The organism is Leptobacterium flavescens (assembly GCF_010671605.1).
Lineage (GTDB): Bacteria > Bacteroidota > Bacteroidia > Flavobacteriales > Flavobacteriaceae > Leptobacterium > Leptobacterium flavescens.
In genome coordinates this window covers 829,989-855,807 of the sequence record NZ_JAABOO010000002.1, presented here as the reverse complement: position 1 = coordinate 855,807, position 25,819 = coordinate 829,989, and the positions used below count along the sequence as shown (strand labels likewise).

Sequence of the window (25,819 nt, the reverse complement as noted above, 5' to 3'; positions counted from 1 at the left end):
CTTAAAATCAACATGTAAAAAAGAATTGGGAATAAAATATTGTCTGAAACAATAACGGAGCCAAAATAGATTGGTATTTTTTTCTGACAAAGAAATTAAGACAAAAACGCGGTTTTATACGTTTAATTGTAAGTTTTAAGAATGTTGAATAGGAAATTAATCTTAGTAAGACACGCCAAGTCATCGTGGAATTACGATGCAGCAGACAGGGACAGACCCCTGGCTCAGCGTGGAATAAATGATGCGCATTTGGTATCTTCATATCTGGGAGGGAAACTACCTTCTGCAGATGCTGTTTTTTCGAGCCCTGCAAACAGGGCATTACATACCTGTACTATCTTTTTGAGGAATCTGAATATCCCCTTTTCCAAACTGACCGTTACGGAAGATCTTTACGATTTTGGAGGAGAGGGAGTGGTACGCTTCCTTAAAAATGCGGACGATTCACACCAAACCATTATGATCTTTGGGCATAATCATGCATTTACCTCCGTAGCTAACTTATTCGGAAGCACATATATAGATAATGTGACAACCAGTGGAGTGGTAGTTATCGAATTCAATACGGATAGCTGGAAAAACATAGATGAAGGAAAGACAGAACTAACCCTTTTCCCAAAGCAACTAAAAAAATGAGTGAACCCAAAAATCAATATGTAAACAGAGAGATAAGCTGGTTACAATTTAATGCAAGAGTCCTTCAGGAAGCAGAGGATAATACCGTTCCCTTAATTGAAAGACTTCGTTTTCTGGGGATCTTTTCCAATAACCTGGATGAATTCTTTAAAGTTCGTTATGCCACGGTAAAACGGATTGCCCTTGCGGGAAAAAAGGGAAAGAGTGTTTTGGGAGGTGCTAATGCAAAGGATCTTCTGGAAGAGATCACTCAAATAGTTATCAAACAGCAGGCCGACAGTTTGAATATCCTGAAGGGTATTGAAGAAGAGCTTCGGGCCGAGAATATTTTTATCATTAATGAGGAGGAGGTAAGTCCGTCCCAAAGTGCATTTCTTGAGGATTATTTTCTCAGAAAAGTGAGCCCGGCCCTGATGACCATCATCCTGAACGAATTGGATGAACTCCCGTTATTAAAGGATAGTGCAGCTTATCTGGCCATTAAATTCGTTCTGAAGGATGAAGAGACCAAAGGGATCAAAAAGATATTCGGAGGTACTTCAAGAGCCAATATAAAATACGCTCTTATCGAGATCCCTAAGTCCATGGATCGTTTTATTGTTTTGCCTACTGAGGGAGATAAACAATATATTATTCTGCTGGATGATCTTATTCGTCACTGTATGGGGATCATATTCAGTATTTTCGACTACGAATCCCTTAGTGCTCATATGATTAAGATTACCAGGGATGCCGAACTGGATATAGACAACGATCTGAGTAAGAGTTTTATCGAAAAGATATCTACCAGTGTAAAAGGACGTAAAATAAGCGAACCTGTCCGTTTTGTCTACGATAAGGAGATTGATAAGGATACCCTTAAGTTCCTGATGGATAAAATGGGAATTGAAAACACCGATAGTGTTATTCCGGGTGGACGCTACCATAACAGACGGGACTATATGAGCTTTCCGAGCCTTGGAAGACATGATCTGTTGTATAAGACATATCCGCCTCTTCCGGTAATCGGGCTGGAACAGCACGGAAGCCTCCTGGAGAAGATATCTAAGAAAGATTATTTGCAGTACGCTCCCTATCACACCTTTTCCAATATTGTAAAGTTCTTGAGAGAGGCAGCCCTGGATCCTCAGGTAAGATCTATTAAACTAACGGTTTACAGACTTGCCAAGGTGTCTCATATTGCCAGCTCCCTTATCAACGCAGCTAAAAACGGAAAACAGGTAACCGTTCAGATAGAATTGCAGGCACGTTTTGATGAAGAAGCCAATATTATGTATGCCGAACAGCTTCAGTCCGAAGGCGTAAACCTGATTTTCGGAGTTCCCGGCCTTAAAGTACACAGTAAGATATGTGTGATCGAACGCCTGGAAGAGGATAAACTTAAACGATATGGTTTTATCAGTACGGGGAACTTTAATGAATCGACTGCAAGGATCTATACGGATTATACACTCTTTACATGCAATCCGGATATCCTGAAGGAAGTAAACAGGGTCTTTAATTTCTTTGAAGCCAATTATAAAGTAAACAGGTATCAACACCTGATCGTTTCTCCTCACTACACCAGAAGTGCCTTATTCAGGCTTATAGACGGAGAAATAGAGAATGCCAGAGCGGGAAAAAAAGCCTATATCAAACTTAAAATGAATAGTTTGACCAGCTATAAAATGATCGATAAGCTCTACGAAGCAAGCAGGGCAGGAGTTAAGGTACAGATGATCATCAGGGGGATCTGTTGCCTGATACCCGGGGTGGAAGGAATGAGTGAGAACATTGAGGCTATCAGTATTGTGGATAAATTCCTCGAACACCCCAGACTCTATATTTTTGGCAACAACGGGAATTCTAAAATATATATATCTTCGGCCGATTGGATGACAAGAAATATTGACAACAGGGTAGAAGTAGGTTGTCCGGTGTATGATGAAGATATTAAAAAGGAACTGCTGGATACCTTCGATATTGCCTGGAACGACAATGTAAAGGCCAGGGTATTTTCTGTAGATCAGAATAATGCGTATCGCAGAAACGACAAACCAAAAATTCGCTCACAATTTGCTACATACGATTACTATCTCGCAAAAATGTCGAACAAAAACTAATTGAGATTTGAAAATACGAAAACTCGCAGCTATCGATATCGGTTCCAACGCGATCAGGCTTTTGATAAATAACGTCATAGAGGAAAAAGGAAAGAGCCCTCAGTTCAGGAAAAGTTCCCTGGTAAGGGTTCCTATCCGCCTTGGGCAGGATTCCTTTACCTTTGGTGAGATCTCCGATGAGAACAAACAGAGGATGATCGATGCCATGAAAGCCTTTAAGCTGATCATGAATGTGCACGGCGTGGAAAAGTATATGGCCTGTGCTACTTCGGCAATGAGAGAAGCCAATAACGGGCAGGAGGTTGTAGGACTGATAAAGAAAAAGTCGGGTATTAATATAGAGGTTATCGACGGAAAAAAGGAAGCTGCAATTATTGCTTCCACCGATCTGTACAAACTTATAGAAAAAGACAAATCCTATCTCTATGTGGATGTGGGAGGGGGAAGTACCGAATTTACTGTTTTTACAGGCGAAAAGGTCATCGCTTCCAGGTCTTTTAAGATCGGTACGGTGCGATTGCTTAATGAAATGGTGGGCCAGCCTGTTTGGGATGAAATTGAGAAATGGATAAAGCAGTACACTTCCAACCTTTCCAAGATCTCTATTATGGGTACCGGTGGAAATATCAATAAACTTCACAAAATATCCGGAAGGAAGATCGGAGAACCGCTGTCCTATATCTGGCTGAATGCGCAGTATCAGTTTCTTAAAAGCCTGAGTTATGAAGACCGGATCTCAGAACTGGGACTGAATCCCGACCGGGCGGATGTGATCATTCCCGCAACCCGTATCTATCTGTTGGCGGCCAAATGGAGTGGCGCCAAAAAAATACATGTACCTAAGATCGGATTGCCCGATGGTGTGATCAAGATGCTTTACCACAATTACTACAATAACAAAACGAAAAAGAAAAAGGGCTGATTTTTTAGCCCTTTTATTATTAGTATCGATTTAATTGAGAAGCTGATCCCGGTTTTTCTTTAATCAGCCGTGCATGGTTTCTTTTTTTCCCAGGTTTTTCATGATCTCGGCTTCATATTCCAGAAGATCGTTCCATTTCTTATCTACTTCTTCCCGATCTCCGTATTTCCTGGCAAAACCAAGGAACATGGTATAGTGGTTAGCCTCACTCGCCATCAGGTTCCTGTAAAAGGTGGCCAGCTCCTTATCATTGATATTTTCGGATAAGAGACGGAAGCGTTCACAACTCCTGGCTTCTATCATGGCGGCATATAATAATTTGTGGATGAGGTGTGTTTCCCTGCTGCCTCCTTTTGGGAAAAATTTCATCAGTTCTATAACGTATTCATCCTTCCTTTCTCTGCCCAGTTTCCATCCTCTTTCAAGGATCCGGTCGTGTACCATTTTAAAATGGCTGATCTCTTCTTTTACCAAAGCAGTCATCTCCTGTACGAGGTCACTTCTTTCCGGAAATCCTATGATCAGTGAAATGGCCATTGAAGCCGCTTTTTGTTCACAATAAGCATGATCGGTAAGGATCTCTTCTATATTCTTTTCAACGATATTTACCCAACGAGGGTCTGTAGGTAATTTTAATCCAAGCATTTTATCAAAAATTCAGTGTTTATCTCTTTTCTTTAATAAGGCTTAACTCTAATTTAAGCTAACTCATATATACTAAAACTCTTTTGGCCGGTTCTTAAAAGGAGTTTTTATACGTCCAGATCAAATTCTTTTCTCAGCTTGTCCAGCAGGGGATTCTTTTCTCTCAGCTTCTCATATTTTTCCTGAGGGGTAAAAGCATATTTTTTGGCAGCTACTTCATTTACAGTGATCTTAAGCTCGATCTTGTAGTTGTTAAGTCGCTTTTTTAGGTGTTCCATCAAAGGATAATGCTCCCTTTCGATCTCCTTTTTCATGGTATCGTTCGGAAGTTCGATCCAGATGGTATTTGTATCTCTTAGTTTGGGAGTATCGGCTGCAAGATTGGAAGCCATTATCTTTTTCCCATCCCCTTCAATCTTCTTTATATAATCACTCCAGGCATCCTGCATTTCCTCTTCCTTAAAGCTGTCTTCCGGGAGTTGCTCTTCATCGATCACAACCTCCATCTTGTTTATCTCGTGCTCTTTCTTCGCTTTAATGCTTGAAAGGGAAAGGCCTGAAACCCTTTTTCCTATATCCTTCAGCTGGATCTTTGGAGGTGCTTCTGTTTTTTCTTCTTCAGTCTCAGGTTCGTTTGCAGGTATTTCTGCCGGGGTTTCCACTTTTTCTTCTGCAACCGGTTTACTATCGGTTTCTGCAGATGCAGGTACTGGAGTCGGGCTTTCGGTTTTTACGGTTACCGCGCTGCCATTAACAAAAAAGGAAGCGGGAATTATGAAGGGTCCGTCATTTTTTTTTTCTCCATCGAAAGTGATGGAGGCAAGCTGCATAAGGCAAAGTTCTACCAGCAGTCGCTGATTCTTACTGACCTTATAATTCAGATCGCATTCATTGGCCAGCTCTATCGCCTTCATTAAAAAGGGGAGAGAGGTATTCTGAGATTGTTCCGTATATTTTTGCCTGGTGCGTTCTCCTACCTCCAGTAAAGCTATGGTAGAAGGGTTTTTACAGACCATCAGGTCTCTGAAATGGGAAGCGAGTCCCGAAATAAAATGATGCCCGTCAAAACCTTTGGCCAGGGTATCGTTAAAATTGAGAAGTAACTGAGGAATATTGTTTTCCAGTATCCTGTCGGTAGCCTCGAAATAAGTCTCGTAATCGAGTACATTCAGGTTTTCGGTAACCGCCTTTCTCGTTAGCTCGGATCCTGCAAAACTCACCACCCTGTCAAAAATCGAGAGGGCGTCCCTCATAGCTCCGTCTGCTTTTTGGGCAATAATATGAAGAGCATCATCCTCAGCCTGGATCTGCTGGCTTTCTGCAATATATTTTAAATACTCCTTGGCATCGCTTACCGTGATCCTTTTAAAATCGAAGATCTGACAACGGGAGAGGATGGTGGGAATAATTTTGTGTTTTTCTGTAGTAGCCAGGATAAAAATGGCATGTTTCGGAGGCTCTTCCAGCGTCTTCAGGAAAGCATTGAATGCTGCCTGTGAAAGCATGTGAACCTCGTCTATGATATACACCTTGTATTTACCAACCTGGGGAGGGATGCGTACCTGATCGATCAGGCTTCGGATGTCATCCACGGAATTGTTGGATGCCGCATCGAGTTCAAAAATATTAAAGGCGAAATCCTCTTCCGGATTTTCGGTACCGTCCTGGTTGATCTTTTTAGCCAGGATACGGGCACAGGTTGTTTTTCCTACCCCTCTGGGGCCACAGAATAAAAGTGCCTGAGCCAGGTGATTGTTCTCTATGGCATTCAGCAAAGTATTGGTAATTGCCTGTTGCCCGACAACGTCTTTAAACGTTTGCGGGCGATACTTTCTTGCCGATACTATGAAATGTTCCATATAGAAAAACTGGTTCCACAAAGATAAAAATCTCCCAAAGATTTTGAATTCCTGCAACTGAATTTTCGGAGGAGTTATTAACAATTCCTGAGGTTGCTATGAATAAAAAATGTAGTTTTGCGCCGGCAGGCTATCTTATCGCTCCTGTTTATTTCGGGGGAGGAAAGTCCGGACACCAAAGAGCAGTATAGCGGGTAACGCCCGTCCGTTGAAAGACGAGGACAAGTGCAGCAGAAAGAATGTACAGGTAAGGCTGTAGTGAAATCAGGTAAACTCTATACGGTGCAACGCCATGTATACCAGTGTTTGAGGGTTGCTCGCCCGATGCTGGAGGGTAGGCGGTTAGAATTGTCGGGTAACCGGCAATCCAGATAAATGATAAGACCAGACAGAATCCGGCTTATCGGCCTGCTTTTTTTTATTCTTTGGATTTAGCAATCTTCGTCGCAGCAGTTCTCATCCTTTACCAGCTTACAGCTTACTACAGCCAGAAGAGCACCTATAACAGGAGCCAGGAAGTAAAGCCACAAATGTTGGAAGTGACCGGAGATAAGGGCCGGCCCCAAAGAACGTGCAGGATTCATAGAAGCTTTGGTAATAGGGCCTGCAAACATGGCCTCAAGTAATATAACTCCACCGATTGCAATTCCGGCAATCACCCCGATCTCTTTTGAGCCTGTAGAAACATTAATGATCACCACCATAAGAAAAAAGGTGAGCAATAATTCCAGCACAAAGGCCCTTAAAGCATCTACAGACGGGATCGTGGCCCCGTAATATTCGCTGTCGGGAAATAAAAACAACAATAAGGAACTGGCGGCAATAGCTCCAAGGAATTGAAAGAATGCGTATTTGGGAACTTCTTTCCAGGCAAACTTTTTGGCGTAAGCAAAGGCAATGGTTACGGCAGGGTTAAAATGTGCACCCGAGATATCCCCAAATGCGTAGATCATTCCCATTACAATAAGTCCCCAGGTAATAGCTACTCCTACGTGCCCGATCTCTCCTCCGGTTACTTCATTAATGGTCATAGCTCCTGTTCCGCAGAAAACAAGAGAAAAGGTCCCTATAAATTCTGCAATGTAGTTCTTGGAGTTTTTCATCTGTCAATATTTGCTTTTAGGAGACGGAAAGGACAAATCACTTTCAGCCCTTTGCCATGGTTACGGTTTATTTGCAATGGCAAAAATAGAATATTTTAAAATGAGAACGTTATGTGAATGTTAATGATTGGGCAACGGTAAGGGGGAAATATATTTGATTTTACAGTTATATTTTACTGTTTATCTGTTTTAAAGCCCGGAATAAACCGATTCTTATTATTTTTAAGAACAAGCTATTAATCTATGATCAGAGGGGGTATTATTCTGTTTTTTATGTGTGTTTTCGGAGTTTCGGCACAGACCGGATTCACCGAAAAGGGGACACTTCCAGGTGAAGTGGAAGAAAATTCCGGACTCATCTTTTACAATAACAAACTCATTACTCACAACGATTCTGGCGGAGCTGCGGAGCTTTATGAAATAGATACACTTACCAATGCGATAAGCCGGACCGTGAGCATAATGAATGCCACCAATGTTGACTGGGAAGATATAAGCCAGGATAACAATTATATCTATATCGGAGATATCGGTAACAATAGCGGAAGCAGAACGGACCTCAGGATATACCGTATAGCAAAATCCGATTACGATGCAGGAGACACTGTTAATGCGGATATTATCTCCTTCAGTTATGAAGATCAGACCGATTTTACCCCCAGCCTTAATAATACCAACTGGGATGCGGAAGCCCTTTTTGTGTTCGATAATATGCTGGTGATCCTTACCAAGGAATGGATAGACCGGGAAACCTCTGCCTACAGCGTTCCGCTGGAGCCGGGAGATCATATTGCACGTAACCTAGGGGATTTTGACATACAGGGACTGGTAACCGGAGCTACTTACAATCCGGATACCCAATTGCTGTATATCTGCGGATACAGCCCCACTTTGTTGCCTTTTATCAGCAGAAGTTCAGGCCTGACCACGAATAATATTTTTGCCGGAACCCAGATCAAGACCAATATTTCCGAGGAAATAGGTTTTGCCCAGATAGAAGGGATTGCCGGAATTTCATCTGACCGCTATATGTTTTCCAGTGAAAGGAGTACCGCATTTTTTACTCTGGAACCCAAATTGTTTGCTTTCAATACCGATGATGGGTCTAACCCGGATGAGGTTGATATAGATCTGGTAATTTTTCCTAATCCCGGAAGCGATTTTCTGAATTTTGAGAACCGACTTAATGCTCCACTTCTCCGGTTGATCATTTTTGACGAGACCGGCAGGAAGGTCATTGATGAAAATGCTTCTGCTATTGAAGACAACCGATTAGATATATCTTCGTTACAAACGGGTTTTTATCATATAAAGTTTTGTTTTGAATCCCGAACCGTGAGTAAGAGTTTTATCAGGAAATAACTGTAACTGCAAGCTCATTTTAAGTTTTCCTTAACATTTAATACCTTTTTTATGGAGTAATTTCGTGCTAGTAATAACTAACACTAATAAAAACATGAAAAAAATAGCATTATTTTTCAGCTTTGTAATAGCCGCACTTACTGTAAATGCGCAGGTTACAACACCACAGCCAAGTCCAACGGCCAAAATAGAACAAAAGGTAGGTCTTACCGATGTAAGCGTAACTTACTCCAGGCCATCTATGAAAGGAAGAACAATATTCGGAAACCTGGTTCCTTATGGAGAATTATGGAGAACAGGTGCCAATGCCAATACGGTAATTAGCTTTAGCGATGATGTAAAAGTAGGAGGTCAGGAATTAAAAGCAGGATCCTATGCGATCTTTACCAAGCCTTCGGCAACTTCCTGGGAAGTGATCTTTTATGCAGATACCAACAACTGGGGAACTCCAGGAGAATGGGATGAAAGTAAAGTAGCAGCAAAAGTTTCTGCCAATGTAGTGAAGGTTCCTTTTAAAGTAGAGAGCTTTACCATAGATTTCAATAACCTTGGCAATAGCGGTGCAAACCTTGAATTTATCTGGGAGCAGGCGTATGTAGCCGTTCCTTTTGAGGTACCGACAGAAAAAGCGGTTCTTGCAAGTATTGAAAGAACTATGTCTGGTCCTTCTGTAAACGACTACTACTCTGCAGCAGTATATTACCTGGAAGAAGGAAAAGATCTTAACAAAGCCAAGGAGTGGATAAACAAAGCCATTTCTAACAGAGAGCAACCTGCTTTCTGGATGTACAGACAGAAATCTTTGATCCTTGCAAAAATGGGAGATAAGAAGGGAGCTATCGCGGCAGCTAAAGAATCTCTTAAACTGGCTAAGGCAGCACCTAACGCAGATTACGTAAAGCTAAACGAAGATTCACTTAAGGAATGGGGAGCTTTCTAAAAAGTGCCATTTCCAAGAAATAAAAAAGGCCTGGTGTTTAACACCGGGCTTTTTGTTTTTAATACTTTAAACCGATCAGGTTTCTTATCTTATCGAGGAGTTGGATGAGTTGTAAACTCATTTCAAAAGACATCAGAGGACTCTCCTTTTTGCCCTGCAGAAAAAGCTCGGTCATATGGGCTGCCTCATAACTGTATCCTCTGCTGGTATATCCGAAATCGAGAGTTTCTTCTTTTCCGTTATCAGGTTTGATAGTAATGTCTGTTGCTTCATGAAAACGGGTATTCAGATGAAGTTCTCCCTGTTCACAGTAAAATACAGCTTTGGTAGGTGTGTCCTCTCTCACCGTACTTTTGAGACGTGCTACCGCACCGTTCTTATATTTAAACCTGATGAGGCATTCATCGTCCACTCCGGTCTGGCAAAGATTGGCATCAGCTTCTATTTCATCCGGATACCCCAGAGAAGATAAGGCAGCAAAAACCGGATAAATACCAATATCCAGCAAAGTTCCTCCACCAAGTTCTTTGTTAAAAAGCCGGGAATTGGGATCGAAGGCAGCATAAAAACCAAAATCTGCTTCCAGCTTTTTTACTTTCCCAAGTTTTTCCTCCCTGATAAAATCCAGGGCAAAACGAAAGTGGGGAAGAAAGCAGGTCCACATAGCCTCCATAAAAAGGGTATCGTTCTCCTTTGCAGCTTTGATCATTCCGCTGACCTGCTCTGTATTCATGGCCAGGGGTTTTTCGCAAAGAACAGCTTTTCTGTTTCTCAGGCAAAGCAGGCTATTCTCATAATGAAATACATGAGGAGTGGCTATATAAACAATATCAACTTCCGGATCTTCCACGAGCTCATTGTAAGTCCCGTAGGAACGCGGAGCGTTGTATTCTGAGGCGAACTCCTCAGCTTTCTTCAGATCTCTTGAAGCTACGGCATATAGTTCGGCCTGAGCGACCTGTTGCAGATCCTGTGCAAATTTATGAGCGATCCTTCCCGGACCTATAATTCCCCAGCGTACTACTTTTTCAGGAAGTGCCATTGCTTACTTTATTAAATGCCGTTAAGAGAACCGCAATTAAGATAACAAGCGCACATCCGATAAAGTTTAACCATAAATACCCGATCATCTCATCAACATAAACAAATTGATAATAAATGTAAAAGATGATCAATTGAGTTATAACTGCCGATAAGAAAACAGCATTTGCTTTTATAAACTTAAAGAAAAAGGCCAGTAAAAATATTCCGAGGATATTTCCGTAGAATACCGAACCAATAATGTTTACCAACTGGATGAGGTTATCCACCAAAGAACCGAAACTGGCAAAAATAATGGCTATGACCCCCCAGAGCAGGGTAAACCATTTAGAGGCATTTACATAATGCTTATTATCTCTTTCTTCCTTTCCTTCATGGCTTCGTTTATAAAGGTCAATAGCAGTAATGGTACCCAATGCATTCAATTCGGATGCGGTAGATGACATAGCCGCAGACAGAATAACCGCTAACAGCAGTCCGATAAGCCCTCTGGGCAGGTTGTTCAGGATAAAATGAATAAATACGTAATCCTTATCGTTGGTTTCCTGAGAATCATCAGCTTTCTTTATAATGGCACGGGCTTTCTCACGATTTTCCCGCTCCATCTCATTAATACTCACAATGGTGTTTTGGGCATCCTTTATAGTGTTGTATTCCTTTACATCCAGTACTGATGAGAAATGCTCCTGAGCCATTTTCTTTTCGACCTCCAGTTTCTGATGCTCTGCCTCCAGAGCCTGGTATTCTTCTTTGTAGTCCGATTTAAGTACCATTTCCGTGGCAGCCGGATTAAAATTTAATGGTGATGCATTGTACTGATAGAAGACAAATACCATCACCCCTACAAGAAGGATAAAGAACTGCATAGGAACCTTTAACAGGCCGTTAAAGATGAGCCCTAACTGACTTTCCCGGATCGATTTCCCGGAGAGGTATCGTTGCACCTGACTCTGATCGGTACCAAAATAGGAGAGAGCTAGGAAAAAACCACCGGTAATCCCACTCCAGAAAGTATATCTGCTTTTGGTATCCAGTGAAAAGTTGAGAATATCGAGTTTTCCGTTAGCACCGGCTATTTTCATTGCCTTGCTAAAAGTAATATCAGAAGGGAGATAACTCAGAATAAGAAAAAAGGCTACAAACATTCCGGTCATGATCACGAACATCTGTTGTTTCTGAGTTACACTCACTGCTTTTGTTCCTCCGGATACCGTATAGATAATTACCAGTAATCCGATGATCACGTTTAAGGTCTTCAGATCCCATCCGAGGACAGCAGAGAGAATAATGGCAGGAGCAAAGATGGTGATCCCTGCAGCCAGCCCCCTCTGAACAAGAAATAAGACCGCAGCCAGTGTCCTGGTTTTAAGGTCAAACCTCCTTTCGAGGAATTCATATGCTGTAAATACGTTTAACTTGTGATAAATTGGTATAAAGACCATACATATGACCACCATGGCCAGAGGAAGTCCGAAATAAAACTGAACAAAACCCATTCCGTCGTGAAATGCCTGTCCGGGGGTGGAGAGGAAGGTGATGGCACTGGCCTGAGTAGCCATGACCGATAGTCCGATGGTCCACCATTTGGCTTCCTTGTTTCCTAGAATATAATCTTTAACGTCTTTACTACCTCTTGTTTTTAGAACTCCGTACACTACAATAAAAAGCAGTGTACAGATAAGTATTACCCAATCAATTTTATCCATGGATTATCGGTTTCCGGTCATTATAAAATAAAAAATAAGTATGTAGATGAGATTAGCTATAAGAACCACAGTATAGCTTTTTCTCCAGACAAATTTATTGAGCATAGGTTTATCCTTTTATGTTTTCTCTTTTTTCTATTTTGGTTTTCCCGATAGACAGCATATTGGCAAAAAGCTTATATGCACCGGGTACTCCCGCAGGAAGTTCCCTGAAGAAACTCAGACCGGTATAAATATAATGACCTTTTCCGTAAGGAGCTACAAGTAAGCTCCCGTCTTTAGCATTCTCTCCCTTGTCGTTCATAGAAAGGACCGCTGTAAATTCACTTCCCCATTTATTCGGGAAATACAGGCCTCTTTCCTGTACCCATCCGTCAAAATCCGTTTCCTGGATCTTATTAGGGAAGTTTAAGAGGGAATGCTTTTTGGCCAGCAGGCGTACTTCTGCATTCTCATCGGTTACCCTGTCTCTGGATAACTGCAGATCATACGGGGCCAGGTTATCGATACCCAGGCCATTTCTCCTGGCGGTATTGTACTGGATGATGAGATTTCCTCCGTCATTCACATACTCCAACAGGAATTTTTGCTTGAACCTAAGCGATTGTACAACATTGTAGGCACGGATCCCCACTACGATAGCATCGTATTTTTCGAGGGTACCTTCTTCAATATCTTCGGGTTGTATGGTAACAACATTATAACCTATTTGTTTCAGACTTTCCGGAACACCATCACCTGCACCAACAATATAACCTATGTTCTCACCGGCTTTCTCAATATTGAGGCGAACCACTTTAGCTTCTGACGGAAGCAATACGGATTGCTTTGGTATATGATCGTAATTAATTTCTATAAGTTCTTTGGAATAGTTACGACCTTCTGTTTCGATAACCGGATTGATATAACCTTCACTTTCATTATCCGGAGGACTAACCGTAAACACAACTGTTTTTTCATCGCCTTTCTGGGCAATTGAAAAATCTATTCGCTCCGGGCTTACTTTCCATCCGGCAGGATAGGATAGAGAAACGGTTCCGTTAAGATTGGATTTACCCGCTTTTATTTTTACCGGAAATTCTCTTGGATTGGCATCGGCAAAGATGGTTACCTTATCTGCCATACTTGCCGTAGCCGGAGGAAGTATCTCGAAAGGCTCGTAGATCTCTCCTTTGGCAGGGTTTCCGTATTTAAAGACCAGGTCTTTATCAAAGCTTATGTCTGTATTCCCGATCTGCAGGGTAAACCTTACCGAGATCGCTCTTGGTGTTTCGGGAAGCCCTCTCAGCATGATATCATCTACTTTATACGTACCTAAAGACCCTTTGCTTTCTAACCAGTAGGGAGCTGTATACTTTGCATCGGCTGCAATGGAAAAATCCAGTCTTTCATTCCAACGTTTGTTATCCTGCAGAATTTGTCCGGGATTCGTTTTCTGGTTGTATCCGGATAGCTCTACCGACTTAAGGACAATTTTCTGGCTGCTTCTGTTCAGCGCTTCCAGGTTAATTGTTACTTTCTCCCCCGGTGCAGCTGAGGACTGATTTGCTACAGCTTCCAGATATAAACCTGTTACCGCTTCTATGATCCTTTTTATTTCTTTTGATTTCAGATCCCTCCAGTGCTTATTCTCCAGCTTCTGGATAAGATCATAAGCCTTGAGCAGTTCCGGAAGGTGTGAGGAAGGATCGTTAAAATTAAAATTCTTTTCCACTCCGTCCATAATGGATTTAACTGCCTGTCCGCCCTTAACTCTGGTCCATGTGGTATTGATCCCTTCAAAAAGGTTGGTCTTGTCTTTCGGCGCATCACCTTTCAGCAATTCCACCCATTCTTCCTGGCTTCCTCTAAAGGAAACCCTTCCGAAGCCCTGGCAAAGGTGTTGACTACTGGCAATAGAGGCTATTTCATTATTGGAAAGACCTTTTAGAGGGTAATATACTCCCACATCTACAGAGACGAGATTGGTCTTATCTGCTTTATCAAAGTTTTCTCTGCTTCCGTAGAACCACCAACCGGTGTTAAAGAAAAGTCTTTTGGGTTGCCAGGTATCTACATATTTAAGTTGTTCGGGATATACATTTTTATCGTTTACAATATCGAAAGCCTCTACACTTAAAATAGCAGAAGTAGTATGATGTCCGTGTGTAGTTCCCGGAGTACGATGGTTGAACCTGTTGATAATTACATCGGGTTTTAGCTTTCTTATGGCCAGTACCACATCGCTTAGAACCGCATCTTTATCCCAGATACTTAAAGTCTCATCCGGGTGTTTGGAAAAACCAAAGTCATTGGCCCTGGTAAATAGCTGTTCTCCTCCGTCTACACGTCTTGCTGCCAGAAGTTCTTCTGTTCTTAAAACCCCGAGGAGTTCTCTTAATTCGGTACCGATAAGGTTTTGACCTCCATCACCCCTGGTCAGGGAAAGATAGGTTGTTCTGGCTTTGATATTGTTGGCCAGATAAGCAATCAGACGGGTGTTCTCATCGTCGGGATGTGCCGCAATATAAAGGGCAGTTCCCAGAAAGTTGAGTTTTTGAACGGCTTCATAGATCTCTGTAGAAGATAGTTTTTTAGGAGCCTGCGCCTGAACCGAAAAATTAAATAGAAAAATAATGAGCAGAAGTATAGACTTTCTCATACTGGTGTTTTTTATTAGAGTTGCACCAAATATACTAAGAATAGCCATCTTAGCTCTTCTTTTAAAGTTTCTTTAACAGCTTTTCATTCTCCTGCTTCAGACCCTTTTATAAGTGAGATTTCAGATACCCAGACTGTCCCTCAAAGCCAGGTCTGCATTGGAGTTCTTTCTCCAGTACGGGCTTTTTATCGACTTTATTTTCTTTGCCGTAGAGGTAAGGGTTTTGGCATTTGGTCCGAATCCGCTTTTAAAGGATTCTGTCCATCCTTCTATCTGGAAAGGAAAAGCGGCACCGAACTCTATACTCAGTGTTCTTCCCAGTTCGGGATATTCTATTCGATAAACTTTTAAGGCTCCTTTTTCTTCGATGGAAGCGATAGCTTTATAGGCTTTTAATTCTTTATGCCTCAACCTGGAATATTCAAGAGAAGGGATGATATTTAGTTCACCCGTTGGTAGTCCGTCAGGGTTGATCCTGATCTTAGCCCAAAGTTCGTTTTCCAGGATGCCTTTTTCTATTGAAAAATCCTTATCAGCTTCCCCTTCAAAATACGAATGGGAGCTCACCTCAAACTTTTTCCGGTTGTTTAACTGAGAATACACATGCCCGCACCATTCCTGAACACTGTTAGATACTTTAATGGCATGACGATTATCCGAAACCGGGTAAAAAGTACTGGTCATAATGGAATAGGGATATACACCGGTCAAATAATTCTTAGTACTGTTCAGTTTTAAAACGGGTACATTGTCTGGATTTCTCCTGTCTGCCTTAACCTGTACATCTGGGAGGAAGTCTTCGGTTACAAAAACAAGTACGGCCTTTCCGTCTCTGAGTTCTCCGTAACGGGCCTGCTCGATCTGATAGGAGGTAAGCTCTGCTTCTCCTGCATACCAGTATTTTTTAAATTCTTCAGAAAGATTTTTTTTAGGATTTTCAGCAGAAACCTTAATATCTTCGGTTTTGGTATCGTTTTTTGCAACTTCTTTTTTGGTGGTATTGGAACAGGCCAGGATAACTATGGCCATAAATACAGAAGCCGGTAAAATATATTTTGCGAATTTCATTTTGGATCTTTTTAGATGGTTATTCAAAAGTATTGAAAAGCCCTTAGCTTACCATACTCCTTAACGTTTTATAAACAAGATGCGTAGGGAGTCCCATAACATTAAAATAGGAGCCTTCAATTTTAGTTACGGCTATAAAACCTATCCATTCCTGAATGCCGTAGGCTCCGGCCTTATCAAAAGGCTTGAATTGATCTACATAGAACCATATCTCTTCATCACTCAATTCCTTAAAGTAGACTTTTGTGATGGCGTTGACCGTTTTTTGAGCGTTTTTGGTGGTAAAACATACCGAGGTGATCACTTCATGAGAATTGTTGGAGAGCGACCGGATCATATTAAAGGCGTCCTCCCGGTTTTTGGGTTTACCCAGGGCTTTGCCTTCAGACCATACAATGGTATCTGATGTGATCAGGATCTCTTTTTCCTTTAATTCCTCTCTAAGAGGTAAGGCTTTTATCTGCGCCAGGTAATCGGAAATATCACTGCCTCTCAGGCGATCCGAATAGATCTCTTCAACTTCTTTTAAACGGATCTCGAAATCCAGGCCCAGGTCTTTGAAAAACTGTTGCCTTCTGGGCGAACCTGATGCCAGGATGATATGGTAGCCTTTTAGCTCTTCGTGCAACATCTATATTCCTTTTAAAATATAATAATGAACCGGGATTATGGAAAGCACCCCAAACACCATAAGCAATTTTAATATCATGCTCAATGTAGCAAAATCTTTTCTCTTTTTGGCTTCCCAACCCGAAAAAAGGAAATAGAAGAGAGGTGCCATCAGCAGGAAGAGAAAATAAATAACAAGGATGCGGTTTTCAAAGAGATAGGTGTATACAAAATAAAAGACCCCGGCCAGCGGAAGCAGGCTTAATGTACAAACCACTTTTACCGTCCGCTCTTTTCCCAGGATAATGGGGAGAGTACGAATGCCATGGGTATAATCGCCGTCTACATCTTCAATATCCTTGATGATCTCCCTCATAAAATTAATAAAGAAGGCAAATGCCGAATAGATCAGCAGGATGCGGAAGAGGTATTTAACCACATATTCATTGGTCTCCGAAATGAGTGGTAGAACGTCAAAAATACCTATGATAAGGATACTTGCTGCTACCAGAAGGGAAACCAGAAGATTGTTGATTATCAGGATCTGTTTGATGGTAGTTGCATAAAAATAGAGCAGGCCGGCAATCATCACAAAGAGAACGGCAAATCCCGATTTTCCGATAAGGTTGGAAATATAAAACCCGAGGGCAACCCCTGCAAATGTGAGGATGAGGTAAGCATTGTTTGCCTGCTTTTCACTTATCGATCTCCCGACAATTCGTTTTGCGGGTCTGTTTACCTGATCTATCTCCTGATCCTGAATATCGTTAATGATGTTTCCGCCTGCGGCTATACATAAGGTAGCCAGAACGAGCATCCCGAATTCCATATTACTCAGGGCTGTTTCCCGAAAAAAGGAATCGATAAGGAAATGCTTGAACAAAACCTGGGTAAGCCCGATAATGATCAGATTCGGATAACGGATAAGATTCAGGAATCGCATCATGAGCTAGTTGTAATCGGCTTCAAAATTGTTATTCCATTTTCCCTGTACCTTAAGTACTTGTTCTATTACGTCGCGGGCACATCCTTTTCCGCCTTTTTTATGTGAAATATATTTACTGATGTTCTTTATTTCCGGAGCTGCATCCTGAGGGCAGCAGGGCAGGCCTATCATCTGCATGGGCGGCAGGTCGGGAATATCATCGCCCATATAAAGCACATTTTCGGCCTTAATCCCGTAAATATCAAAGTACTCATCCAGTTGTTCGGTCTTATGGCTAATTCCAAGATAGATATCGGTTACTCCCAGCCCTTTGAGACGTTGGCGTACCCCTTCGTTATTTCCTCCCGAAATGATGCAGACATTATAGCCTTTATCTACCGCGGTTTTAATAGCATAGCCATCTTTGATATTCATATTGCGGAGCATTTGCCCGTCTGTAGTTACGATAATAGTTCCATCGGTCAATACCCCGTCTACATCAAAAACAAAAGTGGTTATATGTTCCAGGTATTCCTTATAGCTTTTTTCCTCCATGTGCTGATAAAATTGATGAAGTAAGTGTTTTATATAGTTCGGTATATTGCGGGAAAGAGTTTTCCAGCATATACAATTGTTTTTCTATGGTCTTGGCATCGCCTCTTTTGGCAGGACCGGTCTGCGCCTCATAGGGGGGCAGTTCTTTTATTTTTTTGGAAGTCTCCTCAATCAAAGGTTGAAGGATCTCAAAACTCAGATCGTTAAAATGGCAGATATCACTCCCGATCTGATAGAGGTGATTCACAAAATTATTGACAAACACTGCTGCCAGGTGCATCGATCTTCGTTGCTCACTGTTTACCTCATATATTTTTTGGGAAATAGCTTCCGCCAGTGTTTTAAGGGTATCAAGATCCTCTTTCTTTTCGGCTTCCAGGCAAAGCGGGATATTATTAAAATCGGTTTTTTTACCCCTGGAGAGTGTCTGGAGAGGATAAAAGACCCCTCTTCTGTGTTTACTATCCAAAGCATTGATATCAACACTCCCCGAAGTATGTGCCACCAGGCTGTTTTTAAAGGGAAGCGTCTCGGAAAAAGGACCAATCGCATCATCGGAAATAGCCACGATATACACATCTGCCGGTTTTAAGTCCGATAACTCCTCGGTTACATCTACCTTGTCCTTGTATTTTTCGATGTGTTTTTTATCTCTACCGAACCACTGTAACAGCCTGATATCCTGCGATGAGGAAAAGGCCTCGAACAAATGGGTGGCTACATTACCCGCTCCGAGTATGCTGAGTGTTAACATGTGGCTAAAATAAACATATTTAGAGATAGATCTTCCTGTCTTTTATAGATAATTTTTTCTGCTGCTCTAACTTTTTTACAGCCCTGATTACCGTTTCTACCCTTAAGCCCGTCAGTTCGGAAATCTGCTGGCGGGTAAGATTCACTTCATAAATATCTTCTTTTCCCGATTCTGTTTTGAGAAAGTTCAGCAATGTTAGTATCCTGTGCTCCGGCGGATAGACCGAAACTTCCTTAACGATCGTTGCCTTATAGTGTATCCTGTTGCATAAATTGGCCGTTAACTGCAAATGTGCTTCCGGGTTTTCTTTTAAAAGATCGAGGAATTTTTCCCGCGGAAGGATATAGAGAACAGTGTCTCTGGTGGCTATGGCGCTGGCCGGGTAATTAAAATTTCCCAACAGGGGAGGTTCTCCAAAACTTTGCCCGTCTTTAAAATATCCCTGAACAAATTCCTTCCCTTCCGGGCTCAGGTTGAACATTTTTATTTCCCCGTTTTTGATCTGATAGTAAAAATTAGAAGTACCTCCTTCTTCGAAGATCAATTGTCCTTTGCTGTAGGATCTCTCGGTAAAGGGATAGTTATTTAGAATTTCAAAAGCGATCATTTGTATATGATTTGGATCATAAAATAACAAAGATAACAAGGGCAATTTTGTAATGTGAAATTAAAAAATAAAAATTGCAATGACATATTATCATCAATACCTGGCTAAGTTCAGGGAGAACTATATGATGTATATTCCGCTGACCATTATCCTTCAGAGTTGCCTGGGATCTGTGGCTGCAATGTATATCCTGCAAAATAATGACAGACCTTTTTTCCTTGTGCAATTATTTCTTTGTGTTTGTGTATGTATGTTTTACAATGCGGCTATCCTGGCGCAGTTAAAAACAAAAATTGTCTTTAATTTGCTGTTGATTAGTTTGTTCCTAAACACAGTTCTGATCGTTATTAATTATTTATGAGTATTAAAAAAGACATTAAAAGCAGGGAAGATGTTTTTCTTCTTATCACCACTTTCTACGGAAGAATAAGAAAGGACGAACTATTGGGCCCTTTTTTTAACAAGCATATACATGACTGGGAAAGTCATTTTGAACGTCTTACCGATTTTTGGGAGACCAATCTCTTCTTTGTGAAGAAATTTAAAGGAAACCCGCTGCAAAAACACCAGGAAGTAGATACTGCTCATGACCATAAGATATCCGAATATCATTTCGGAATATGGCTGAATCATTGGTTTCAGACACTGGATGAATTATTTGAAGGAGAGAATACAGAAAAGGCAAAGGCAAGGGCCCGGAACATGGGAAGTTTTATGTATCTGCAGATGTTTAAATCCCGAAGTTCGAAAAACGGAGAAAAGACAGAATAGCTACAGATGAAAAAAGATTGTTAATAAAGGTGAATTTTGCCAAAAAGACCGTAATTTTGCAGACTGAAATTCACACCGTAAAGTCTTTATCTACAATGACTGATTATATAAAGAAAATTCTTTTTTCTACCCGATTAATGGCCGTCCTCTTTATTGTTTTTGCTACCGCTATGGCTTTCGGAACTTTTGTCGAAAGTTGGTACAGTACGGAAACTGCCAGAATATGGATCTATAATGCCAAATGGTTCGAGGCCATTATGGTATTTTTTGTGATCAATTTTATTGGAAATATCTGGAGGTATAAACTCCTTCGCAAAGAGAAATGGGCAGTGTTGCTGCTACATATTTCCTGGATCCTTATTATTCTCGGAGCTTTTGTAACCCGTTATATCAGCTACGAAGGGATTATGCCGATCAGGGAAGGAGCTACGGAAAGCTATTTCTTTTCCGAAAAGACCTATGTTACGGTGCTGGTTGACGGAGAGATAGACGGACAGGCGTTAAGAAAGGAACTCAAAGATGATGTATTAGTCAGTAAGGAAGGTATACGCGCTAACTTTCCGTGGAATGACAATTTTAATAAACAGGACTTTACGATCTCCTATGCTGGCTTTATTGAAGGAGCAGATGAGGGACTCATTCCCGATGAAAACGGAGATGAATATCTTAAGATCGTTGAAGCCGGAGGAGGGAACAGACACGATCATTATCTGAAGAACGGAGAGATCGTTAGTATTCACAATGTGCTTTTTGCTCTTAACAAACCTACCCGGGGAGCAATAAATATCAGAACTACAGACTCTATTTACACCATAGAATCTCCTTTTGAAGGCGATTTTATGAGAATGGCAGACCAGTTTAGAGGTACGGTCGCTAAGGACAGTGTACAACCTCTGATGCTCAGATCTCTTTATAATACGGCCGGAATGCAGTTTGTTTTTCCGGAACCCCTGATAAAAGGAAGTTACGGAGTGATAGAACTTCCGGAAGATCAGAAGACCAAAAATTCTCAGGATGCCATTATCCTGAATGTCACTACTCAGGGGCAAACAGAACAGATCAAATTACTGGGAGGAAAGGGGATCATCAACGATCCAAGGCATATAGCCCTTGGAGGTCTGGATTTCTACCTTTCCTACGGTTCTATCCGTCAGGAATTGCCATTCAGTATTAAACTAAACGACTTTATAGCCGAGAAATATCCGGGAACCGAAAATGGTTACTCCTCATTTATGAGTAAAATTACTGTAAACGACGAACGCTCTTTCGATTACGAGATCTTTATGAACAATGTACTAGATCACGGGGGATACAGATTCTTCCAGGCATCTTTTCAACCCGATGAAAAAGGAACTGTTCTTTCGGTAAATCACGATTTCTGGGGTACCTGGATCACGTATATCGGATATTTCCTTTTGTATCTCGGGCTGATGGGAATTATGTTTTATGGGAAGACCCGCTTCAGGGATCTGGGTAAAATGCTCGAAAAGATCAAAGAAAAAAAATCGGCACTTAGCCTGATCCTTATTCTTGCTACCGGATTTAGCGGACTTGCACAGCAAACCGATGCGCATACAGAAGATGACGGGCATGTGCATAATGCATTACCAACACCGGCTCAGATAGATTCAGTCTTATATACTACCAAAGTATTACCGGAACACGCGGCAAAATTCGGAGCTCTTGTTATCCAGGATGACGGCGGAAGAATGAAACCGGTGAATACCTTCGCATCCGAATTGCTCAGAAAGATCAGTAAGAACGATGTGTACAAGGATATGGATGCCAATCAGGTATTCCTTTCCATGATACAGAATCCGGCAGTCTGGTTTAATATCGACTTTATGTACCTGAAAAGGGGGAACGATAGTATCAGGAGCCTTATCGGTGTGGATAAGGATCAGAAATATGTAAAAGCAATTGATTTCTTCGATGCTCAGGGGAATTATAAACTGGCACCTTATCTGCAGGAGGCATATTCCACAAATACCCCTAACCAGTTCCAAAAGGATTTTAAAGAAACAGATCAGAAACTGGGCTTGCTGAACAGGGCTTTGGGAGGTCAGATATTAAAGATATTTCCTCTGCCGGAAGATGACAACAACAAATGGGTGTCTGCAGTTGAGTTTAATGCCGGTCAACTTGAGGTGAAAGACTCTCTGTACAGTAATTTTATTAAGCGTTCCCTGCCATTCTATATGCTGTCTTTAAGACAGGCTAAAGCTTCCGGCAATTACGAACAGGCTGATAAATTACTGGAGGCCTTCAAACAAAACCAGCAGAACTACGGATCGGAAGTTCTGCCTTCGGACAAAAAAGTAAATGCAGAGATCCTGTATAACAAATACGATATTTTTAAGAAGCTTTTCAGTTGGTATATGTATGCGGGAACTCTGATGTTCATTTTCCTTATCATACAGATATTCAAGGATCGTAAAGCTATCGGTGTGCTGATAAAGATCAGTAAGATAGCCATTGTTGTACTCTTTATTTTGCATACCGCCGGACTTATAGCCCGTTGGTATATTTCGGGCCATGCTCCCTGGAGTGATGCCTATGAGAGTATGATATATGTTGCCTGGGCCACCATGGCACTCGGACTGGCTTTTGCAAAGAAAAGTGACCTTACCATTGCGGCAACGGCCTTTGTAACCTCCATGATCCTGATGATTGCACACTGGAACTGGATGGATCCTGCTATTGCCAATCTTCAGCCGGTACTTAACAGTTACTGGTTAATGATACACGTATCTGTAATTGTAGGTAGTTATGGTCCGTTTACGCTCGGAATGATCCTGGGAGTAGTGTCGTTATTGCTGATGCTGATGACCACCAAAAAGAATAAGAAGAAAATGGAGCTCAATATCCAGGAGCTAACGGTGATCAATGAGCTGGCTTTAACGGTAGGACTTGTAATGCTTACCATAGGGAACTTCCTTGGAGGTCAGTGGGCAAATGAAAGCTGGGGACGTTACTGGGGATGGGATCCTAAAGAAACCTGGGCCCTGATAAGTATTATGGTCTATGCTTTCGTGATCCACATGCGCCTGGTACCTGGTCTGAGAGGAAAATGGATATTCAACTTCTTTAGTATCGTTGCCTACGCAAGTATTATGATGACCTATTTCGGGGTTAACTTTTATCTCACAGGATTGCACAGTTATGCCAGCGGGGAAAAAATTATCACTCCGAACTTTGTGTATTACTCTGTAGTAGTGGTGTTTATATTGGGAGCATTGAGTTTCTGGAGATATAAAAAGCACTATGCAAAGGCTTAAACAGTCTTACCCTTAACATATTTTTAATTGCATTTCTTTAAGGTTTTCTGAAAGTTGTGGCGGTTTTTCACGACTTCTTGGAAAAGAACCTAAAAAAATGAGAAAGAAATACATCGGCAGCTTGTTCTTGCTATGCGCTATGCTGGTGTTTGTATCCTGCAACTCCGAGGATAATTCTTCCGTTTTTGTAGATGATGGTAATCTCGCTAATCTCGTAGCTAACAATCAGATTGAAATAGATAATGTAATTGCCTGTGCTTCGGGCTCTGATGAGGATGCAAATCAAATTATCGCATATGTATATCCCAGAGAAGGAGTTCGGGATATCCGCTTTTACGAAACCGAAAACGCAGAAGTGGATAAAGACGATTATGAGAATTACACGCAGATAGACCTTCCCGCTGAAGATTTTTTCAACGGTTACCTGAAGAAATTCACCAGGACCACCGAAGAGGAAAAATGGATCATTATTAGCTTTTTTGAGGGAGATGTGCTTCAGTTATCCAATCCAATCAGATTAAAACATAAAACCATTCCCACAGAATTTACAGATGAAGTTGCCATAGACAGTTCCGTGCCCTCCATGCCGGTTTTTGAATGGGAAGATGGTGCGGTAGAGGAGAATGCTATTTATTTCCAGGTGGTTTCTACCGATGAGGAGGACTTTCTTTCGGGAACTTATACTTTTGAACGGAATTTTCAATACTACGTGCTGGATAACGTAGTCCTTAATATAACTACAGAATTACCACCTGCTTTGTCTGCCGGTGTCCCATACGGTTTTACACTGATGGGAGTCAGCGAAGACAATTGGGTGAATCTATTTATTCAAAAAAGTTTTATTCCTTAAAATATGAGATCAATTTTACTATCGGCTTTCCTGCTGATAACATCTGTTAGTATGGCGCAAAATACGACCGGAAACCCAAAAATAATATCAGAACTTAAGATAGAGGGGCTGAAAAAGACCAAAGAATCCCTGATCCGGAAAATTGCCAGAGTAGAAGCAGGACAGGAACTGGATACGGTAGCCATTGCTGAAGATATTGAGCGTTTAAAGAGGCTGGCATCGACCGCTTATGCCGATTATGAGATCACTCATAAGGAAAATGGAGAATATATAGTTACTTATAGAATAGAAGAGAACTTCACCATCATTCCGGGGCTGAATATCTTTACGGCAAATAACGGGGATGTAGCCTTTAGGGTGGCCATTTTTGAATTCAACCTCTTCGGACAAAACATTACCACCGGAGGTTTCTTCCTGAGAGATGTATTTAACTCCTATGGAGGATACTGGGAGGCTCCTTACCTGTTTAGTGATAAACTGGGAGTATCCTTTAACCACAAGAACAATACGACCTTCGAACCGATCTTCTTTAATGATTCGGAGGCTAATTATAAATACGAGAACAAGAATTATGAAGCCAAGCTGCTTTATAATTTTGATTTCCATCACAGGGCAGAGCTTGGGATCAATTATACCGATGAGGATTATGAATTCCTGGAAGGAGCTACCAGCCCTGATGTACCTCTTACTGCCAGATCCAGTCAGCTGGCCTACCGCGCCCTATATGAATATGCCAATGTGGATATTGTATATCAGTATATAACCGGGGTAAGGGTGAAGACCACTGCTCAATACATAAACAATCCGAACGAATTACTGAACAGTTCCTTTATAGGAACAACAGAGTTCCAGTACTTTGCCAAAATAGGGCAGAAAGGTAACTGGGCTACGAGAACACAGGCTCTGTACGCATCTAATACCGAATCGGCCTTTGCACCTTTTGTAGTAGATAACAACCTGAACATAAGAGGTTCCGGAAATATTCAGGACAGGGGAACCGCAGCCCTGATCCTCAATACCGAATACAGGCATACCTTCTATGAAAAAGGATGGTTTGTATTTCAGGGGAATGTTTTTGTAGATGCGAGTACCTGGAGAAATCCTAACCGCGACCTGAGCGAATTGATCGATGGAAGCACCCTTCGTGTCAACCCGGGAATAGGAGTAAGATTTATTCACAAACGTATTTTTAATGCGGTGATCAGGCTTGATTACGGTTTCGGGATAACCGATAACGGAGATAGCGGTCTGGTATTCGGAATAGGTCAATTCTTTTAAAATAAGGGAATTGCGCCGGCAACTCCTTAGGACAATTCCAATTTTTTTTAAATATCTTTTTTGAGTTGTCAAAAAAATGACTCATCTTTGCTTCATCATGAAGTTATGAGAATTATATTAAATATACCGTCACTGGCCGTGATACTGGCATAAATCCGGAGCTTTTC

The 25,819-nt window shown here is 41.5% G+C and carries 22 protein-coding genes and 1 other RNA gene; 11 read left to right on the top strand and 12 right to left on the bottom strand.

Going from position 1 to position 25,819, the window contains the following annotated elements; genetic code table 11:
* The first annotated feature begins 141 nt into the window (after positions 1-141).
* Genes GWK08_RS11390 through GWK08_RS11380 form a run of 3 tightly spaced genes read left to right on the top strand, consistent with a single transcriptional unit; the run spans position 142 to position 3,660 of the window.
* Positions 142-636: a SixA phosphatase family protein gene (locus tag GWK08_RS11390; RefSeq protein ID WP_163607311.1), complete on the top strand. Its 495-nt coding sequence runs from the start codon at positions 142-144 to the stop codon at positions 634-636.
* A complete protein-coding gene (gene ppk1, locus GWK08_RS11385) occupies positions 633-2,738 on the top strand; it encodes a polyphosphate kinase 1 (protein ID WP_163607310.1) in 2,106 nt (701 codons plus the stop codon). The genes GWK08_RS11390 and ppk1 overlap by 4 nt, the downstream gene beginning before the upstream one ends.
* 7 nt (positions 2,739-2,745) lie before the next feature.
* Positions 2,746-3,660, top strand: a complete 915-nt coding sequence (locus GWK08_RS11380; RefSeq protein ID WP_163607309.1) for a Ppx/GppA phosphatase family protein — start codon at positions 2,746-2,748, stop codon at positions 3,658-3,660.
* A gap of 63 nt (positions 3,661-3,723) precedes the next feature.
* Here GWK08_RS11380 and miaE read toward each other — a convergent pair whose 3' ends face one another.
* Both miaE and GWK08_RS11370 read right to left on the bottom strand, forming a co-directional pair.
* On the bottom strand, positions 3,724-4,305 hold the full coding sequence (miaE, locus tag GWK08_RS11375; protein ID WP_163607308.1) for a tRNA-(ms[2]io[6]A)-hydroxylase: 582 nt from the start codon (positions 4,303-4,305) through the stop codon (positions 3,724-3,726).
* 107 nt (positions 4,306-4,412) lie between these two features.
* A complete protein-coding gene (locus GWK08_RS11370; protein WP_163607307.1) occupies positions 4,413-6,164 on the bottom strand; it encodes a DNA polymerase III subunit gamma/tau in 1,752 nt (583 codons plus the stop codon).
* A 122-nt stretch (positions 6,165-6,286) separates the two neighbouring features.
* Between GWK08_RS11370 and rnpB the strand changes: the two genes are divergently transcribed.
* Positions 6,287-6,583: RNase P RNA component class A (rnpB, locus tag GWK08_RS11365), an RNA gene on the top strand.
* A 12-nt stretch (positions 6,584-6,595) separates the two neighbouring features.
* Here the strand turns inward: rnpB and GWK08_RS11360 are convergent.
* Positions 6,596-7,267 carry an MIP/aquaporin family protein gene (locus GWK08_RS11360; protein WP_163607306.1) on the bottom strand — a complete coding sequence of 224 codons (672 nt, stop codon included), beginning with the start codon at positions 7,265-7,267 and terminating at the stop codon, positions 6,596-6,598.
* Positions 7,268-7,510: 243 nt separating this feature from the next.
* Between GWK08_RS11360 and GWK08_RS11355 the strand changes: the two genes are divergently transcribed.
* Positions 7,511-8,629 (top strand): T9SS type A sorting domain-containing protein, encoded by a 1,119-nt coding sequence (locus GWK08_RS11355; protein WP_163607305.1) that lies wholly within the window; start codon positions 7,511-7,513, stop codon positions 8,627-8,629.
* A gap of 94 nt (positions 8,630-8,723) precedes the next feature.
* A complete protein-coding gene (locus tag GWK08_RS11350) occupies positions 8,724-9,569 on the top strand; it encodes a DUF2911 domain-containing protein (protein WP_163607304.1) in 846 nt (281 codons plus the stop codon).
* A gap of 58 nt (positions 9,570-9,627) precedes the next feature.
* Here the strand turns inward: GWK08_RS11350 and GWK08_RS11345 are convergent, their stop codons facing one another.
* The 9 genes from GWK08_RS11345 to GWK08_RS11305 all read right to left on the bottom strand — a co-directional run bounded on the left by GWK08_RS11345 (position 9,628) and on the right by GWK08_RS11305 (position 19,475).
* Entirely contained in the window at positions 9,628-10,611 is a 984-nt protein-coding gene (locus tag GWK08_RS11345) for a Gfo/Idh/MocA family protein (protein WP_163607303.1), read from the bottom strand.
* Positions 10,598-12,316 carry a sodium:solute symporter gene (locus tag GWK08_RS11340; protein WP_163607302.1) on the bottom strand — a complete coding sequence of 573 codons (1,719 nt, stop codon included), beginning with the start codon at positions 12,314-12,316 and terminating at the stop codon, positions 10,598-10,600. The genes GWK08_RS11345 and GWK08_RS11340 overlap by 14 nt, the downstream gene beginning before the upstream one ends.
* A 109-nt stretch (positions 12,317-12,425) precedes the next feature.
* On the bottom strand, positions 12,426-14,957 hold the full coding sequence (locus tag GWK08_RS11335) for a PIG-L family deacetylase (RefSeq protein ID WP_163607301.1): 2,532 nt from the start codon (positions 14,955-14,957) through the stop codon (positions 12,426-12,428).
* A gap of 120 nt (positions 14,958-15,077) precedes the next feature.
* Entirely contained in the window at positions 15,078-16,025 is a 948-nt protein-coding gene (locus tag GWK08_RS11330) for a septum formation inhibitor Maf (RefSeq protein ID WP_163607300.1), read from the bottom strand.
* 43 nt (positions 16,026-16,068) lie between these two features.
* Entirely contained in the window at positions 16,069-16,656 is a 588-nt protein-coding gene (locus GWK08_RS11325) for a Maf-like protein (RefSeq protein WP_163607299.1), read from the bottom strand.
* Positions 16,657-17,580, bottom strand: a complete 924-nt coding sequence (locus tag GWK08_RS11320) for a geranylgeranylglycerol-phosphate geranylgeranyltransferase (protein ID WP_163607298.1) — start codon at positions 17,578-17,580, stop codon at positions 16,657-16,659. It lies immediately after the preceding gene.
* Between the two features lie 3 nt (positions 17,581-17,583).
* A complete protein-coding gene (locus GWK08_RS11315; protein ID WP_163607297.1) occupies positions 17,584-18,114 on the bottom strand; it encodes a KdsC family phosphatase in 531 nt (176 codons plus the stop codon).
* Positions 18,095-18,868, bottom strand: a complete 774-nt coding sequence (locus GWK08_RS11310; protein WP_163607296.1) for a Rossmann-like and DUF2520 domain-containing protein — start codon at positions 18,866-18,868, stop codon at positions 18,095-18,097. The genes GWK08_RS11315 and GWK08_RS11310 overlap by 20 nt, the downstream gene beginning before the upstream one ends.
* Before the next feature lie 19 nt (positions 18,869-18,887).
* Positions 18,888-19,475, bottom strand: coding sequence for a Crp/Fnr family transcriptional regulator (locus GWK08_RS11305; RefSeq protein WP_163607295.1), 588 nt, complete (start codon positions 19,473-19,475; stop codon positions 18,888-18,890).
* Between the two features lie 79 nt (positions 19,476-19,554).
* Here GWK08_RS11305 and GWK08_RS11300 point away from each other — a divergent pair, with 79 nt between their 5' ends.
* The 5 genes from GWK08_RS11300 to GWK08_RS11280 all read left to right on the top strand — a co-directional run bounded on the left by GWK08_RS11300 (position 19,555) and on the right by GWK08_RS11280 (position 25,652).
* Positions 19,555-19,836, top strand: a complete 282-nt coding sequence (locus GWK08_RS11300) for a hypothetical protein (RefSeq protein WP_163607294.1) — start codon at positions 19,555-19,557, stop codon at positions 19,834-19,836.
* A 2-nt stretch (positions 19,837-19,838) separates the two neighbouring features.
* Positions 19,839-20,246: a group III truncated hemoglobin gene (locus GWK08_RS11295; RefSeq protein ID WP_163607489.1), complete on the top strand. Its 408-nt coding sequence runs from the start codon at positions 19,839-19,841 to the stop codon at positions 20,244-20,246.
* Between the two features lie 95 nt (positions 20,247-20,341).
* Complete coding sequence (ccsA, locus tag GWK08_RS11290) at positions 20,342-23,524, top strand: cytochrome c biogenesis protein (protein WP_163607293.1); 3,183 nt, start codon at positions 20,342-20,344, stop codon at positions 23,522-23,524.
* Positions 23,525-23,621: 97 nt separating this feature from the next.
* The gene (locus GWK08_RS11285) at positions 23,622-24,374 is read left to right on the top strand and encodes a hypothetical protein (RefSeq protein ID WP_163607292.1); all 753 of its coding nucleotides are present in this window, start codon (positions 23,622-23,624) and stop codon (positions 24,372-24,374) included.
* Between the two features lie 3 nt (positions 24,375-24,377).
* Positions 24,378-25,652 carry a POTRA domain-containing protein gene (locus tag GWK08_RS11280; RefSeq protein WP_163607291.1) on the top strand — a complete coding sequence of 425 codons (1,275 nt, stop codon included), beginning with the start codon at positions 24,378-24,380 and terminating at the stop codon, positions 25,650-25,652.
* Positions 25,653-25,819 lie beyond the last annotated feature (167 nt).